We start from the raw sequence: 14,652 nt of genomic DNA, 5'->3' as shown, positions 1-14,652 counted from the left end.
GCGGGCCGCCCTTCGGGCGACGACGCGAGCGTGACGACAGGCCCTAGAGGATCGCCACGGGCGCCACGGGCGTCCCCGTGCCACCGGTGAAGGGCTCGGGCATCGCCGACAGCAGGAAACTGTGGCGCCCCACTTCTCCACAGGCTGTGGACAACTCTTCGAGATTCCAGTTCTGGCCCTGCGGCATCCCCATCTCCACGAGATCCAGCGCATGGACGGCCAGCCACAGATCCTCGATCTCGGGCGGGAAGATCTCGAACGTGAGCGTGTCGTTGGCGACGGCCGCCACATCGCGCGCGTGGAACCACTCCGGGGTGCGCACGGACAGCCCCGGCGACGGATACCCGTAGGCGTGCCGGTCACCCGCCAGATAGCTCCGGATCTGCCCGGTCCGCACGAGCACGATGTCCCCGGCCCGTACGCGCGTCCCGGCGAACTCCTCCGCCGCGTCGAGGTCTTCGGGGGTGACGGCGTGCCCGCCGTCGAGCCGTTCCCTGCCGAGCGCCCGGGCGACGTCGAGCAGCACACCGCGGGAGACGATGTGCCGCGGCTTGTCGATCCCGCCGAACGCCGCACCGCCGTGGGGGGTCACGGTGCCGGCCGGACGCCCGTTGTACAGCCTCCCGGAGTGCGAGACATGGCTGAGCGCGTCCCAGTGGGTGCCCGCCTGCAGCCCCATGGTCACCGCGTCGTCGCTGCACGCCACGGTGCCGGGCCCGAAGACCTCCTGGTTGATCTGCACCATGACGTGCAGCGGATTGACCCGCCCCGGGATCACGCCGGTCTGCACCCCGTCCTGGCGCAGAGGGAGGGCGAGCGGGACGCGCAGACCGCTGCGCACACCGGCGGCGGCCTCCCGCACCACCTCGTCGGTGATCAGGTTCAGGGTCCCGATCTCGTCGCCGGCGCCCCAACGCCCCCAGTTGTTCACGCGCTTGGCGATCTCGTGGAACTCGGCCGGCAGTGACATGAGTCCTCCCCGGGGCTTGTCGCCGAGCGGCCGGCGGGCCGTAGAATCAAAAAACTAACGGACCGTCAGAAACTGCGGGAGGGGCCGGGCGTGGGGAACTTCTTGGCAGGCAAGGTCGTCGCCGTGACCGGTGCGGGCCGCGGGATCGGACGGGCGGTGGCGCTGGCCGCGGCGGCCGAGGGGGCCCGGGTCGTCGTCAACGACCTCGGGGTGTCCGTGGAGGGTGCCGCGCCCACCAGCGCGGTCGCCGAGGCCGTGGTCAAGGAGATCGAGGCGGCGGGCGGCCGGGCCGTCGCGGTGGCCGACGACATCGCGACGATGGCGGGCGGACAGCGGGTGGTGGACGAGGCGCTCGCGTCGTACGGCCGCCTGGACGGGGTGGTGTGCGTGGCGGGCATCCTGCGCGAGCGGATGCTGTTCAACATGACCGAGGAGGAGTGGGACCCCGTGGTCGCCACCCACCTCAAGGGCACCTTCACGGTGTTCCGGGCCGCCTCGGCGGTGATGCGCGCACAGCGGTCGGGCACCCTGATCGGCTTCACGAGCGGCAACCACCAGGGATCGGTCGCGCAGGCCAACTACAGCGCGGCGAAGGGCGGCATCATCTCCCTGGTCCGCAGCGCCGCGCTCGGCCTGCACAAGTACGGGGTGACGGCGAACGCCGTGGCGCCGGTGGCCCGCACCCGGATGTCGGCGAACGTCCCCATGGAGCTGAAGGACATCGGCGAACCGGAGGACGTGGCCGCGCTGGTGGTCTATCTGCTGTCGGACCGCGCCCGGGAACAGGGCATCACGGGTCAGGTGTACACGATCGCGGGCCCCAAGCTGGCGGTCTGGGCCCAGCCCAGGGAGCTGAGGGCGGCCTACGCGGAGGGTTCCTGGAGCCCGGAGCGGATCGCCGACGTCCTGAGCGGGGCGGTGGGGGCGGACCCGATGCCGCTGCTCGCACAACTGGAGGCGATGGAGCGGGCTGCGCGGGAAGGGAAACGGCCCAACACGTGAAGCTGCGGCCGGCCGCAGCTGCTGACACCAGTCGACCCGACCGAGGCGGTGACCGTGGAGTTCGGCCCCAACCCCGAAGACCAGGCCTTTCGTACCGAGGCGAGGGCCTGGCTGCGGACCCGTCTCGCCCCGGACACCGGCCGGCGCGACTGGGAACGCACCCTCGGTGCCGCCGGCTGGATCGGCCTCGGCTGGCCCGAGGACGGATACGGCAACCGCCGCGCCACCCTCACCCAGCAGGTCGTCTGGGCGGAGGAGTACGCGCGGTCGGGCGCGCCGCCCCGCTCCGGCCACATCGGCGAGAACCTCCTCGCCCCCACCCTCATCGCCCACGGCACCCCCGAGCAGAAGTCCCGCTTCCTGCCCCCCGTGGCGCGCGGCGAGGAACTCTGGTGCCAGGGCTACAGCGAACCCGGCGCGGGCTCCGACCTCGCGGGCGTCCGCACCACCGCCGTACGCGACACCCCGGGGACGTACCGCGTCACCGGGCAGAAGATCTGGACCTCGCTGGCCCACCAGGCCGACTGGTGCTTCGTCCTCGCCCGCACCGACCCGGCCGCCCGCCGCCACCACGGCCTGACCTTCCTCCTCGTGCCGATGGACCAGCCCGGCCATGTCGAGGTCCGCCCGATCCGCCAGCTCACCGGGACCAGCGAGTTCAATGAGGTGTTCTTCGACGGGGCGACGGCCCGTGCCGAGCATGTGGTCGGCGGCGAGGGGGCGGGCTGGCGGGTCGCGATGAGCCTGCTCGGCTTCGAACGGGGCGTCTCCACCCTGGCCCAGCAGATCGGTTTCGCCCGGGAGCTGGGCGAGATCCTGCGGACGGCGGTGGCGACGGGCGCGGCCGACGACCCCGTCGTACGCGACCGTCTCGTCGCCCAGTGGGCCGAACTGCGGGCCATGCGCTGGAACGCCCTGCGCACCCTGGGCGGCACGGCCGACGCGGGCGCCCCCAGCGTGGCCAAGCTGCTGTGGGGGCGCTGGCACCAGCGGCTGGGCGAACTGGCGATGCTGGTACGAGGAGCCGCGGGGGCGGCGGGCCCGGCCGACTGGACACCACAGTCCCCGTACGAACTGGACGCGGACCAGCATCTGTTCCTCTTCGGCCGCGCCGACACCGTCTACGGCGGCTCCGACGAGATCCAGCGCACGATCATCGCCGAGCGCGTGCTCGGCCTGCCCAAGGAACCCAGGGGACCGGCGACCTGAGGGAGTGGCGATGCCAGACGCGATACGAGGCGTGATCTACGACGGTACGCAGCCGCGGGTGGTGGACGACCTGGAGGTACGGGACCCGGGTCCCGGCGAGGTGCGGGTGGCGGTCGTGGCGGCGGGACTGTGCCACAGCGATCTGTCCGTGGTGGACGGGACCATACCCTTCCCCGTTCCCGTGGTGCTCGGCCATGAGGGCGCGGGTGTGGTGGAGGCGGTGGGCGACGGGGTCACCCATGTCCGGCCCGGCGACCATGTGGCGCTGTCCACCCTGGCGAACTGCGGGGCCTGCGCGGAGTGCGACCGCGGTCGGCCGACGATGTGCCGGGAGGCGATCGGCCGGCCCGGCCGTCCGTTCACCTGGGGCGGCCGGCCGGTCTACCAGTTCGCGTCGAACTCCGCCTTCGCGGAACGCACCGTGGTGAAGGCGGTCCAGGCCGTCCGCATCCCCGAGGACATCCCGATGCCGTCGGCGGCGCTGATCGGATGCGGTGTCCTGACCGGCGTGGGCGCCGTGCTCAACCGCGCGCGGGTGGACCAGGGCGACACCGTCCTCGTCATCGGCACGGGCGGGATCGGTCTCAACGTCTGCCAGGGCGCCCGGATCGCGGGCGCGTCGCGGATCGTGGCGGTGGACGCCAACCCGGCGAAGGAGGCGGTGGCACGGCAGTTCGGCGCGACGGACTTCCTGGCCTCGGCGGACGGGCTGAGAGACCTCCTGCCGACCGGCGTCGACCATGCGTTCGAGTGCGTGGGCCGGGTGGAGCTGATCCGCGCGGCGATCGACTCCCTGGACCGCCATGGCCAGGCGATTCTGCTCGGGGTGCCCCCGGCGGGCGCGGAGGCCACCTTCCTCGTGTCCTCGATGTATCTGGACAAGTCTGTCCTGGGCTGCCGCTACGGCTCCTCCCGCCCCCAGCGGGACATCGCGCTATACGCCCGGCTGTACCGCGAGGGCCGACTGCTGCTGGACGAGCTGGTGACGGCGACGTACCCGGTCGAGGACTACGAGAAGGCCGCGGCGGACGCGCACCAGGGAAGGGTGGCGAGGGCGGTCCTCACCTTCTGAGACCGGCCACCGCCGCGCCGGCCTCGTCCACGGCACCCGTGCGGAACGTCCGACGGTAGACGGTGGGCGTCACCCCGAGCGCCGTCTGAAGGTGCTGCCGCATCGACTGCGCCGTGCCGAAGCCGGAGTCCCGTGCCACCTGGTCGATCGACAGGTCCGTGGACTCCAGCAGATGGCGGGCCCGTTCCACGCGCTGTCTGGCGAGCCACTGGCCGGGGCTCACACCGACCTCCTCGCGGAAGCGGCGCGTGAAGGTGCGTACGGACATGGCCTCCTGTTCCGCCATGTCCCGCAGCTGGATGGGCTCGTGGAGGCGGCCCAGGGCCCAGGCGCGGGCGGCGGTCGTGGTGGCCAGCTGCGGATCGGGCACGGGCCGGTGGATGTACTGGGCCTGGCCGCCGTCGCGGTGCGGCGGTACGACCATACGGCGGGCCACCTCGTTGGCGACCGCGGTGCCGTGGTCGCGGCGCACCATGTGCAGGCACAGGTCGATCCCGGCCGCCACCCCGGCCGAGGTCAGGATGTCGCCGTCGTCGATGAACAGGACGTTCGCATCGACCTTGATCCGCGGGAAGAGCCGCTGGAAGTGCTCGGCCTCGGCCCAGTGCGTGGTGGCGGGCCGCCCGTCGAGTCGACCGGTGGCCGCGAGGACGTAGACCCCCGTGCAGATGGAGGCGAGCCGGGTGCCGGGCCGGATGTGCGCGAACGCGGCGGCCAGCTCGTCCGAGAGCACGCCCTGCTCGAAGACCGGACCCAGCTCGTAGGACGCCGGCACGACGACGGTGTCGGCGGTGGCCAGGACCTCCGGGCCGTGCGGGACGTCGACGGTGAAGTCGGCCTCGGTCTCGACCGGGCCCGGCGGCCGGACCGAGCAGGTGAGGACCTCGTACAGATGCCGTCCGGAGGCGTCCTTGGGCCGCCCGAAGATCCGGTGCGGGATGCCCAGCTCGAAGGGCAGCAGCCCGTCCAGGGCGAGGACGACGACACGGTGGGGCCGGAACGCGGGCTCACGGGTCATGGCCCGATCCTAGACAATGCTGTCCTTCGGGCCACTCGTTCGAGGGAAGTGCGGCCAGGATCCTCTAGTAGTGACCCAGACAACCGAAGCCGCAGCCGTAGAGGAATCCCGAGCCGACACGACGCCGTCCCGTATCCACCGGGCCTGGTTCGTCGCCGCCGTCACCTTCGTGACCATCACCGGCGCCGCCGCCTTCCGCTCCCTGCCCGGTCTGCTGATCGACCCTCTGCACCAGGAGTTCGGCTGGTCGCGCGGCACCATCGGCGCGGCGGTGTCCGTAAACCTGGCGCTGTACGGAGTGACCGCGCCCTTCGCGGCCGCCCTGATGGACCGCTTCGGCATCCGCAAGGTCGTCGCCGCGGCCCTCGCGGTCATCGCGCTCGGCTCCGGCGCGACCATCTGGATGACCACGGCCTGGCAGCTCATGCTCTGCTGGGGCCTGCTCGTCGGCCTGGGCACGGGAGCGATGGCGCTCGCGTTCGCCGCCACGGTCACCAACCGCTGGTTCACCGCGCGCCGCGGACTGGTGAGCGGCATCCTCACCGCCGCGTCCGCCTCCGGGCAGTTGGTCTTCCTCCCCCTGCTGTCCTGGATGGTCCAGGACCACGGCTGGCGCCCGGCCGCGGGCGCGGTGGCCCTCGCCGCCTTCGCGGTCATCCCCTTCGTCTGGCTGCTGCTGCGGGACCATCCGGCGGACGTGGGCCAGAAGCCGTACGGCGCGGCTGAGTTCGTGCCCCGGCCGGAACCCGTGCGCGGTGCCGCCCGCCGGGCCCTCACCGTGCTGGCCTCGGCGGTGCGCACCGGGCCGTTCTGGCTGCTGGCCGGCACCTTCGCGATCTGCGGCGCCTCCACCAACGGCCTGGTCCAGACCCACTTCGTGCCGGCGGAGCACGACCACGGCATGCCGATCACGACGGCCGCCTCGCTGCTCGCGGTCATCGGCGTCTTCGACGTCGTGGGCACGATCGCCTCGGGCTGGTTCACGGACCGCTTCGAACCGCGCCGGCTGCTCGCGGTGTACTACGCCCTGCGCGGGCTCTCGCTGCTCTTCCTGCCCATACTGCTGGCCCCCGCCGTCCACCCCCCGATGATCTTCTTCATCGTCTTCTACGGCCTGGACTGGGTGGCCACCGTCCCGCCCACCCTGGCGCTGTGCCGGGAGCAGTACGGCGAGGACAGCGCCATCGTCTTCGGCTGGGTTCTCGCCTCTCACCAGGTCGGCGCCGCCCTGGTCGCGTTCCTCGGCGGAGTCGCGCGGGACACGTTCGGTTCCTACGACGTCGTCTGGTACGCGTCGGGCGCCCTGTGCGCGGCGGCGGCCCTGATGGCGCTGGTGATCCGCCGCCGGCCGGCGGGCGTGCCGGCCCTCGCCTGACCGCTCGCCGCGACTCCTTGCAGGAAGCCTCTTTGCAGGAAGCCTCCTTGCAGGACGCCTCGTTACACGAAGCGGCCCTTGTGGAACAGCAGCGGAGCGTCCGTGCCTGCGCCGGTCCCCAGAGCTTCCACCCGGCCCACCACGATCAGATGGTCTCCGCCCGTGTGCACGGCGTGGATCGCGCAGTCGATCCACGCCGTCGCTCCGGCGAGACACGGGGAGCCGGAGAACGGCGCGGGTTCGTGGTCCACGCCGGCGAACTTGTCACCGCCGCTCACCGCGAACCCTCGGCACAACTCGCCCTGGTGGGCGCCCAGCACATTGACGCAGAAGACGCCCGCGCGGGCGATCCGCGGCCAGGTCCGCGAGGCCCGGCCGACCAGGAAGACGACCAGCGGAGGGTCGAGGGACAGGGACGAGAAGGACTGGCAGGCGAACCCGGCGGGCCCGCTCTCGCCGTCCCCGGCGGGCGCCGTGATCACGGTGACACCGGTCGCGAAGTGCCCGAGGACGCGCCGGAACTCACCCGGGTCGACCGGCGCCCGTTCGTCGTCGCCGACGGCCCGCAACTCGGGTCGTGGCAGCGCCTCGACGGGCTCCGCGACCGTGGGCGCCCCGACCGACCTGAGGTAGCGGACGGCGGAGGCCGCCATCCCTGCGTGTCCCATCACAGCGCCCATTGAAGCTGACGCCATGTCAGAAGTGAACCCCCTCGGGGAGTCTTAGCGCCCCCGATAGCGGGGCTCCCGGCGCTCCACGAAGCTCGCCACGCCCTCGTTCGCGTCCACGGTCGTCATATTGATCTCCTGGGCCGCCGCCTCCGCGGCGAACGCGGTGGCACGATCGCCGTCCAAGGAGGCGTTGACCAGCTGCTTGGTGAGCGCGAGGGCGCGGGTCGGCCCGGCGGCCAGGCGCTCGGCCCAGGCGTGCGCGGCCTGCTCCAGACCGTCCACCGGTACCACCCGGTTGACCAGGCCCAGACGTTCCGCGTCCGCGGCGGTCAGCGCGTCACCGAAGAACATCAGCTCCTTGGCGCGCTGCGGGCCGACCAGCCGCGGCAGCAGATAGGCGCCCCCGCCGTCCGGCACCAGCCCCCGGCGCACGAAGACCTCGATGAACCGGGCCGACTCGGCGGCGAGGACCAGGTCGCAGGCGAGAGCGAGCTGGGCGCCCAGCCCTGCGGCGGTGCCGTTCACGGCGGCGATCACCGGCTTCTCGCAGTCGAGGACCGCGGCGATCAGACGCTGGGCGCCCTCGCGGAGGGTCCGGGCGACATCGCCGGGGACTCGCTCACCGGCCGCCGCGCCGCCGCGCAGATCCGCCCCCGCGCAGAAGCCGCGGCCCGCACCGGTGAGGACCACGGCCCGTACGTCCGGGTCGGCGGAGGCGTCGAGGAAACTTCGGATGAGGCGTTCCCGCAGGTCAGGGGTGATGGCGTTGAGGGATGCGGGGCGGTTGAGGGTGAGCCGGAGGACGTGGCTGTCAGTGGTGTGCCGTACCAATGACTCATTGGTTCCTTCGGGGGAGGGCGTCATCATGCTCCGTTTCTTCGTCCGGCCGGCACAGGCCTCAGCGGCACACCGCCAGCGCGTCCAGGGCCACGGCTCCCTGCCCGCTGGGCAGCACCATCAGCGGGTTGATCTCCAGTTCCGCGATCGCGTCCCCGAGCTCCAGAGCCATGCGCTGGACACGGAGCACGACCTCCACGAGCGCGTCCAGGTCGGCCGGGGGGCGCCCGCGCACCCCGTCCAGCAGGGGCCGCCCGCGCAGTTCGCCGAGCATGGCCCGCGCCTGCTCCTCGCCGAACGGGGGCACGCGCACGGCCGCGTCCCGCAGCACCTCGACGAGCACACCGCCGAGCCCGACCGTGACCGTGGGCCCGAAGAGATCGTCGTGGCCGACGCCGACGACCATCTCGACGCCGCGCTCCACCATCTGGCACACGAGCACGCCGTCGAGCGTGATCCCCTCGCAGCGCGCGATGTCCGTCAGCTCCCGATAGGCGTCCCTGACCTGGCTCGCCGAGGTGAGTCCGACCTTCACCAGGCCGAGTTCGGTCTTGTGGGCGATCCGCGCGCCGGACGCCTTCATCACCACCGGGTAGCCGACGAGCCCCGCCGCCCGTACGGCCGCGGCCGCGCTGGTCACCAGCTGCTCGCGCGGTACGCGGATGCCGTACGCCCGCAGCAGCTGCTTCGCCGCGTGCTCGCTCAGCTGCTCCCCGGGCCGCATCAGGGCCCGGGCCTTGCGGAAGGACGGCGAGGGGGTGCGGGGGGCCTCGTCGAAGGGGGAGCGGTAGCCGTCGACGAAGCGGTGGTGGTCGAGATGGGCGCGGACGGCCAGGAGGCAGTTCGCGACGGTGCGGAAGGTGGCGACGCGCGAGGACCCGAGCAGCGTCTCGCGGTAGGCGGCCTCGGTGCCGACCGGCGACCCCCACACCACGCACACCAGCTTGTCCGTGTGCTCCGCGGCGTCCACGAGGTCCTGTACGAGGCGGTCGCTCAGCGGCGGGAAGGGGCCGGTGACAGGGCAGATGAGGACCCCGACCTCCGGGTCGTCCAGGATCGCGTCGATGATCTTCCGCCCGCGCCAGTCGCCCACCGGGTGACCGCCGTTGTCGACGGGGTTGGCCACGCTCAGGTACTCGGGTATCCACCGGTGCAGCTCGGTCTGCCGGGCCTCGGACAGCACCGGCAGCCGCAGCCCCGCCTCGGTCGCGAGGTCCGCGACGTGCGCGCCCGTGCCGCCCGAGATCGAATAGACGACGACACCGTCCGCGCGCGGGGCGCGGGCCCGGGCCAGCAGGGTGGCGGTGTCCTGGAGTTCGTCGAGACCGTCGACGCGGATGACCCCGTACTGCCGCATCGCCGCGTCGACCACGTCGTCCGCACCGGTCAGCTTGCCGGTGTGTGAGGCGGCGGTGCGGGCACCGGTCTCGGTACGTCCGACCTTGACCGCGACGACCGGCACCCCGCGCCGGGCGGCCCGGTCGGCGGCGAGGAGGAAGGAGCGGCCGTCCTTCAGCCCCTCGATGTAGCAGGCGATGGCGCCGACCTCGGGCCGTTCGGCGAAGTAGGAGAGGAAGTCGGCGGTCTCCAGATCGGCCTCGTTGCCGGTCGGGGCCCAGTGGGAGAGCCGGACGCCCAGCTCCTGGAGCGCGAAGACGGGTCGCCCCTGGTGACCGGACTGGGTGATGAGCGCGATGGCCGGCCCGTCGAGGTCGTCCCGGAACCGCTCGAAGGCGTTGAGATTGGTGTTGGGGCCGAGCAGCCGGATCCCGGACCGTTCCACCGCCGCGGCGAGCCGGGCCTGGGCGGCGGCGCCCTGCGCACCGGTCTCGGCGAAACCGGAGGCGAAGGCGACGGCGAACCGCACCTTGGCCGCGCCGAGTTCCTCGATGACGGGAAGGGGATCGGAGACGAGCAGTACGGCGAGATCGATCTGTTCGGGCAGGTCCGTGACACGGGAGGTGCAGGGAAGACCGAAGACGGCACGGCGGGTGGGGTGCACGGGGTACAGCCGGGCACCCACGCGTTCGGCCCAGGAGAGCAGCTGCCGGGTGATGCCGGTGTTGGGACGCCCCTCGGTGTCACTGGCCCCCACCACGGCGACGGACTCGGGCCGGAAGAACCGGTCCAGGTCGGGGACGGCGGCGTACAGCGGCCGGCCGCTGACGTCGAGTTCCCCCGCGCCTGCGGGCCTGCCGTGCACCACGGGCGAGGTCCGCTCCGCGCAGGCGACGACCTGGGCCCGGCGGGAGTCGGTGGTCAGGCTGCCATGGGTTGATCCAAGCATCGATCCGCCCCGCTCCTGTGTGACGGCTCCGATAACTGACGTCCTGTCAGATTAATGGAACTGACGCTATGTCAGGAATGACCGTGCAGACAAAGACTGCCCGTGGTCGGCCGGGGGCAATCGCACTGCCGGGTCTCCGGGGTTCCGGGTCTCCGGGGTTCCGGGGCTGCGGGTCTCCGGGGTTGCGGGTCTCCGGGGCTGCGGGTCTCCGGGGTTGCGGGGCTGCGGGTCTCCGGGGTTGCGGGGCTGCGGGTCTCCGGGGTTGCGGGTCTCCGGGGCTGCGGGGTTGCGGGTCTCCGGGGCTGCGGGGCTGCGGGTCTCCGGGGCTGCGGGGTTGCGGGTCTCCGGGGCTGCGGGGTTGCGGGTCTCCGGGGCTGCGGGTCTCCGGGGCTGCGGGGCTCCGGGCTAGGGGGCTGCCCGGTCCGCCTCCACGCGGCGGGCCACCGCCTTCGCTATCTTCTGGGCGTCCAGGGCCAGTTCGCGGAGCATGCCGCTGATCGGATTGGTGAAGCCGGTGAAGTAGAGGCCGGGTGCGGAGTGCGGGGTACGGGCGCCGTGGACGACCGGCCTGCCGTGGGCGTCGAGGACGTCGAGGTGGCCGACGAGAGCCTCCAGCCCGCGGACGTACCCGGTGGCGGCGATCACCGCCTCCGGCTCGATGCGGCTGCCGTCGGCGAGGGCGACCTTGTCGTCCTCGAAACCGTCGACGGCCGCCACGATCTCGACCCGCCCTTTGCGCACGGCGTCGATGAGTCCGACGTCCTGCACCGGGATGGCGCCCTCGTTGACCCGGCTGTAGAGCCCGGTCTCGGGCCGCGGCAGCCCCTGCGCCGACAGATCGGGCACGCTCAGCTTCGCCGTCGGTCCGGCCAGCCGGTCGACGAGCCGTACCGGAAGCCGCCGGACGAGCACCCCCGTGTACTGGGCGGCCCACCCGGCTGTCGAGCGGCGCACGATGTGCGGCGGCGTCCGTACCGACAGTCGCACCCGTGCGGCCCCGCCCTCCAGCAGGTCGACGGCGATCTCGGCGCCGGTGTTGCCGACGCCGACGACGAGGACGTCGCGCCCGGCGTAGGGGTCCGCGTTGCGGTACTCGCCGGCGTGCAGGAACTCGCCGGTGTAGGCGTCGAGGCCGGGCCAGTCGGGCACGTGCGGGGTGTGGTTGTAGCCGGTGGCGACGACGACCGCGCTGCCGGTCAGCCGACGGCCGCCGGTGGCGTGCAGCAGCCAGCCGGTGCCGTCCGGGGCGGGCTCGACGCGCGAGACCTCGACGCCCGTGACGATCTCCAACTGGTGGTGCTCGGCGTACTTCTCCAGGTACCGCACCACGTTGTCACGTGACACCCACCGGCCGAACGACCGCGGTATCGGCAGCCCGGGCAGGGCCGACAGGCGCCGGGTAGTGTGCAGACGCAGCCGGTCGTAGTGGTGCCGCCAGGACGCTCCGACGCGGTCGGACCGCTCCAGTACGACGGCCCGCACGCCCCGGGTGCGCAGCGCGCAGGCCGCGGCCAGTCCACCCGGCCCGCCGCCGATGACGTAGACCGGTCGGTCCTCGTGGACGGGCACCACGGGGTGCGGCGAAGCAGCAGTCGAGTCGGCCATGAGCGGAGCGTAACCCCGCTGATGATTGATGGGTCTCGGTCAAGACCGGAATCGGTTGCGAATTGATCACGCCTGTAGAAGTCGTGTGGGGAACTGGCGGCATACGGTCGGAGGTGTGTCGGTTCGCGTCGGCGGATTGATCGAAAGGGTTTCTCGGCGACCACCTCTTGCGAGGCGGCCGCCCGTGCGCTGAACTGACGTACCGTCAGATACTCGGCCGGTGGGGGTGGATGTGCTCATGGACACGATCTGGCTCACCGGCGCGGAATGGTTCGCGGTGCTCCGCATCGGGCTCGGGCTGTGGTGGCTGGAGAGCTGGCGGCACAAGGACAAGAAGGCGTGGTTCGAGCGAGGCAGCGGCATCGCGTGGGCCGCGGACATCGCGTCCGGGCACCGGTGGGCCGCGGTGCGCAGGGGCTTCGACACGATGGTCGCACCCCGGCCGCGGACGATGGCGTACGTGGTCGTCCACGCGGAACTGGCCCTCGGGCTCGGCCTGATCGCGGGCTTCCTGACCCCGGTCGCCCTGGTCGGCGGCCTGCTTCTCAACGTCCTCTACTTCGTCCTCATGATCCATGACTGGGCCGAGCAGGGGCAGAACTCGATGATGGCGCTCATCTCGCTGGCCGGGCTGTTCGGGATGGCGTGGCAGACGTGGTCCCTGGACAGCGCGCTCGGGCTGTTCCGGTGACCGGGCGCCTCGACCTCCCCGACGCCGACGCCTTCACCCGCGCCTACTGGGACGCGGCAGCCGAGGGTCGGCTGCTGATCCGCCGCTGCGCGGCATGCGCCCGCGCTCACCACTACCCGCGGGAGTTCTGCCCGTACTGCTGGAGCGAGGACGTGACCTGGGAGCGGGCGAGCGGGCGGGCCGCCCTCCACACCTGGTCCGTCGTCCACCGCAACGACCTGCCGCCCTTCGCGGAGCGCACCCCGTATGTCGCCGCCGTGGTCGACCTGGTGGAGGGGCCCCGGATGATGACCGAGGTGGTGGAATGCGCACAGGACCGGCTGCGGGTGGGGATGGCGCTGGAGGCGGCGTTCCGGGAGGGGGTGCCGGTGTTCCGGCCGCCGGGGCCCTGAGCGCGGCGGGAGGTTGATTCAATGGCCCCATGGCCGACATACACCGGAAGTCTCCCGACCCGTCCCCCCTCCCCGAACTCCAGGGCCACGGCCTGCGGCTCACCGCCTGGGACCCGGAGTCGGAGGAGCAACTGGACGCATGGTTCCGCGGGCTGACCGACCCGGACTTCGTGCGGTGGAACACTCCGCTGAGGATCGTGCGCGACCGGGCGGACGCGCTCCAGTCGCTGCGGTCGAAGGCGACGGACACGGCCGAGGGGACGAACGCGACGTTCCGGATCACGGACGCGGCGAGCGGCACGACGCTGGGGCAGATGGGCGTCAACGTGATCGACCATGTGCTGAGCGTCGCCCGCGTCGGCTACTGGGTGCTGCCCGAGACCCGCGGCCAGGGCGTCGCCACCCGGGCCCTGGCCGTCGCCGCCCACTGGGCCCTGACCGACCTGGGCCTCAACCGCCTGGAACTGGGCCACGCCCTGGGCCACGAGGCGTCCTGCCGGATCGCGGAACGATGCGGCTTCCGCTACGAGGGGACGATGCGCGGGGCGATGTTCGAGAGCGGCCGCCAGGACGCGTTCCGCGACGCGCATCTCCACGCCCGCATCGCGAGCGACCCGGAACCGGATCTCTCCTAGGCGGTGTCTGACAGTTCGCGCCGGATCAGCGCACGGCGTCCGGCGCGGGGGCGCCTCCCAGCGGTAGCCGGGGGAGCATCGCAAGGCGGTGGATCATCCGCGTACCGGACGCACTCGGGTGATCCGACAGCGCGGCGAGGTGCCGTGCCAGACATCGCGCCCCCGGCGGGAATTGTCAGACACCTCCTAGGGCCACAGCAGCTGCCGGGTCCATCCCTCGCCCTCCCGGCGGTAGACCAGCCGTACATGCCGGCGTCCCGCGTCCCCCTGGAAGAACTCCACCTCCTGTGGCCGGAGGTGGTAGAGCGTCCAGGACGGGACCGGGGCGTCCGGCTCGCGCCGCGCCCGCTCCCATGCCTCCGGCGAGGCCCGCGCCAACTCCTCAGCCGATTCGAGCACCTGGCTCTGGCGGCCTGTGAGCGCCGCGGCCAGCGCGCCGGTCGATCGGGCGTGCAGATCCGCCTGGCCCTCCGCCGAGGGCGCGGCCGTCACCGGCCCGCGCACCCGGACCTGGCGGCCCTGGACGGGCCAGTAGAAGTTCAGCGCGGCATTCGGCCGCACCGCCAGCTGGCGGCCCTTGCGGCTGTCCGCGTGCGTGGCGAACGCCCACCCCCGCGCGTCCGCTCCGTGCAGCATCACGACGCGGACATCGGGCGTGCCGTCGGCGTCCGCCGTGGCCAGCGACATCGTGTGCGGCTCGGTCTGCCCCGCCGCCACCGCCTCCGCGAACCACCGCGTGAACAGCGCCAACGGGTCCTCGGGCGCCGTCGCCGGGTCGAAGGAGGGCAGCTCGACGTCCCAGACCCGGAGGGACCTGAGCAGCTCGTGAAGATCCGTTCCCATGCTCCGAGTATCGCCGCCGGGTCCGACAGCGCCGGGCAGGTTCCG

14 protein-coding genes are annotated in these 14,652 nt (G+C 72.6%); 7 read left to right on the top strand and 7 right to left on the bottom strand.

What is annotated here, in order from left to right; genetic code table 11:
• Positions 1 to 43: 43 nt before the first annotated feature.
• On the bottom strand, positions 44 to 970 hold the full coding sequence (locus tag ACFY2Z_RS09935) for a cyclase family protein (RefSeq protein ID WP_390743670.1): 927 nt from the start codon (positions 968 to 970) through the stop codon (positions 44 to 46).
• Positions 971 to 1,060: 90 nt separating this feature from the next.
• On the opposite strand from ACFY2Z_RS09935, the gene ACFY2Z_RS09930 reads away from it, so the two are divergent.
• Genes ACFY2Z_RS09930 through ACFY2Z_RS09920 form a run of 3 tightly spaced genes read left to right on the top strand, consistent with a single transcriptional unit; the run spans position 1,061 to position 4,253 of the window.
• On the top strand, positions 1,061 to 1,972 hold the full coding sequence (locus tag ACFY2Z_RS09930; protein WP_388969886.1) for an SDR family NAD(P)-dependent oxidoreductase: 912 nt from the start codon (positions 1,061 to 1,063) through the stop codon (positions 1,970 to 1,972).
• 54 nt (positions 1,973 to 2,026) lie between these two features.
• Positions 2,027 to 3,181, top strand: a complete 1,155-nt coding sequence (locus ACFY2Z_RS09925; protein ID WP_390743669.1) for an acyl-CoA dehydrogenase family protein — start codon at positions 2,027 to 2,029, stop codon at positions 3,179 to 3,181.
• Between the two features lie 22 nt (positions 3,182 to 3,203).
• Positions 3,204 to 4,253 (top strand): Zn-dependent alcohol dehydrogenase, encoded by a 1,050-nt coding sequence (locus ACFY2Z_RS09920; RefSeq protein WP_390743806.1) that lies wholly within the window; start codon positions 3,204 to 3,206, stop codon positions 4,251 to 4,253.
• On the opposite strand, the gene ACFY2Z_RS09915 is transcribed toward ACFY2Z_RS09920, so the two are convergent.
• Positions 4,243 to 5,271, bottom strand: a complete 1,029-nt coding sequence (locus ACFY2Z_RS09915; RefSeq protein WP_390743668.1) for a GlxA family transcriptional regulator — start codon at positions 5,269 to 5,271, stop codon at positions 4,243 to 4,245. The genes ACFY2Z_RS09920 and ACFY2Z_RS09915 overlap by 11 nt on opposite strands.
• 70 nt (positions 5,272 to 5,341) lie before the next feature.
• On the opposite strand from ACFY2Z_RS09915, the gene ACFY2Z_RS09910 reads away from it, so the two are divergent.
• Positions 5,342 to 6,646 (top strand): MFS transporter, encoded by a 1,305-nt coding sequence (locus ACFY2Z_RS09910; protein WP_390743667.1) that lies wholly within the window; start codon positions 5,342 to 5,344, stop codon positions 6,644 to 6,646.
• A gap of 62 nt (positions 6,647 to 6,708) precedes the next feature.
• On the opposite strand, the gene ACFY2Z_RS09905 is transcribed toward ACFY2Z_RS09910, so the two are convergent.
• From ACFY2Z_RS09905 to ACFY2Z_RS09890, 4 genes are all read right to left on the bottom strand, one after another.
• On the bottom strand, positions 6,709 to 7,314 hold the full coding sequence (locus ACFY2Z_RS09905; RefSeq protein ID WP_390743666.1) for a flavin reductase family protein: 606 nt from the start codon (positions 7,312 to 7,314) through the stop codon (positions 6,709 to 6,711).
• Between the two features lie 54 nt (positions 7,315 to 7,368).
• Entirely contained in the window at positions 7,369 to 8,184 is an 816-nt protein-coding gene (locus tag ACFY2Z_RS09900; RefSeq protein WP_390743665.1) for an enoyl-CoA hydratase/isomerase family protein, read from the bottom strand.
• Positions 8,185 to 8,215: 31 nt separating this feature from the next.
• Complete coding sequence (locus ACFY2Z_RS09895; protein WP_390743664.1) at positions 8,216 to 10,441, bottom strand: acetate--CoA ligase family protein; 2,226 nt, start codon at positions 10,439 to 10,441, stop codon at positions 8,216 to 8,218.
• A 405-nt stretch (positions 10,442 to 10,846) separates the two neighbouring features.
• Positions 10,847 to 12,046: a flavin-containing monooxygenase gene (locus ACFY2Z_RS09890; RefSeq protein WP_390743663.1), complete on the bottom strand. Its 1,200-nt coding sequence runs from the start codon at positions 12,044 to 12,046 to the stop codon at positions 10,847 to 10,849.
• Positions 12,047 to 12,284: 238 nt separating this feature from the next.
• On the opposite strand from ACFY2Z_RS09890, the gene ACFY2Z_RS09885 reads away from it, so the two are divergent.
• From ACFY2Z_RS09885 to ACFY2Z_RS09875, 3 genes are read left to right on the top strand one after another with little or no spacing between them, the layout of a single operon-like run.
• Positions 12,285 to 12,737 (top strand): DoxX family protein, encoded by a 453-nt coding sequence (locus tag ACFY2Z_RS09885; RefSeq protein ID WP_390743662.1) that lies wholly within the window; start codon positions 12,285 to 12,287, stop codon positions 12,735 to 12,737.
• Positions 12,734 to 13,129 (top strand): Zn-ribbon domain-containing OB-fold protein, encoded by a 396-nt coding sequence (locus ACFY2Z_RS09880; RefSeq protein WP_390743661.1) that lies wholly within the window; start codon positions 12,734 to 12,736, stop codon positions 13,127 to 13,129. Before ACFY2Z_RS09885 ends, ACFY2Z_RS09880 begins: the two co-directional genes overlap by 4 nt.
• Before the next feature lie 29 nt (positions 13,130 to 13,158).
• The gene (locus ACFY2Z_RS09875; RefSeq protein ID WP_390743660.1) at positions 13,159 to 13,764 is read left to right on the top strand and encodes a GNAT family N-acetyltransferase; all 606 of its coding nucleotides are present in this window, start codon (positions 13,159 to 13,161) and stop codon (positions 13,762 to 13,764) included.
• A gap of 186 nt (positions 13,765 to 13,950) precedes the next feature.
• Here the strand turns inward: ACFY2Z_RS09875 and ACFY2Z_RS09870 are convergent, their stop codons facing one another.
• Positions 13,951 to 14,607, bottom strand: a complete 657-nt coding sequence (locus tag ACFY2Z_RS09870; RefSeq protein WP_390743659.1) for a pyridoxal 5'-phosphate synthase — start codon at positions 14,605 to 14,607, stop codon at positions 13,951 to 13,953.
• Positions 14,608 to 14,652: the final 45 nt, after the last annotated feature.

It is taken from the genome of Streptomyces sp. NPDC001222 (assembly GCF_042896945.1).
Classification (GTDB): domain Bacteria; phylum Actinomycetota; class Actinomycetes; order Streptomycetales; family Streptomycetaceae; genus Streptomyces; species Streptomyces gibsoniae.
This window is presented reverse-complemented; position numbering and strand designations above follow the sequence as displayed.

What these genes read in the sequence shown, in the direction of transcription:
- ACFY2Z_RS09935 (WP_390743670.1), bottom strand. Translation starts at nt 970, where the DNA reads ATGTCACTGCCGGCCGAGTTCCACGAGATCGCCAAGCGCGTGAACAAC.
- ACFY2Z_RS09870 (WP_390743659.1), bottom strand. Translation starts at nt 14,607, where the DNA reads ATGGGAACGGATCTTCACGAGCTGCTCAGGTCCCTCCGGGTCTGGGAC.
- ACFY2Z_RS09875 (WP_390743660.1), top strand. Translation starts at nt 13,159, where the DNA reads ATGGCCGACATACACCGGAAGTCTCCCGACCCGTCCCCCCTCCCCGAA.
- ACFY2Z_RS09915 (WP_390743668.1), bottom strand. Translation starts at nt 5,271, where the DNA reads ATGACCCGTGAGCCCGCGTTCCGGCCCCACCGTGTCGTCGTCCTCGCC.
- ACFY2Z_RS09895 (WP_390743664.1), bottom strand. Translation starts at nt 10,441, where the DNA reads ATGCTTGGATCAACCCATGGCAGCCTGACCACCGACTCCCGCCGGGCC.
- ACFY2Z_RS09885 (WP_390743662.1), top strand. Translation starts at nt 12,285, where the DNA reads ATGGACACGATCTGGCTCACCGGCGCGGAATGGTTCGCGGTGCTCCGC.
- ACFY2Z_RS09905 (WP_390743666.1), bottom strand. Translation starts at nt 7,314, where the DNA reads ATGGGACACGCAGGGATGGCGGCCTCCGCCGTCCGCTACCTCAGGTCG.
- ACFY2Z_RS09900 (WP_390743665.1), bottom strand. Translation starts at nt 8,184, where the DNA reads ATGATGACGCCCTCCCCCGAAGGAACCAATGAGTCATTGGTACGGCAC.
- ACFY2Z_RS09890 (WP_390743663.1), bottom strand. Translation starts at nt 12,046, where the DNA reads ATGGCCGACTCGACTGCTGCTTCGCCGCACCCCGTGGTGCCCGTCCAC.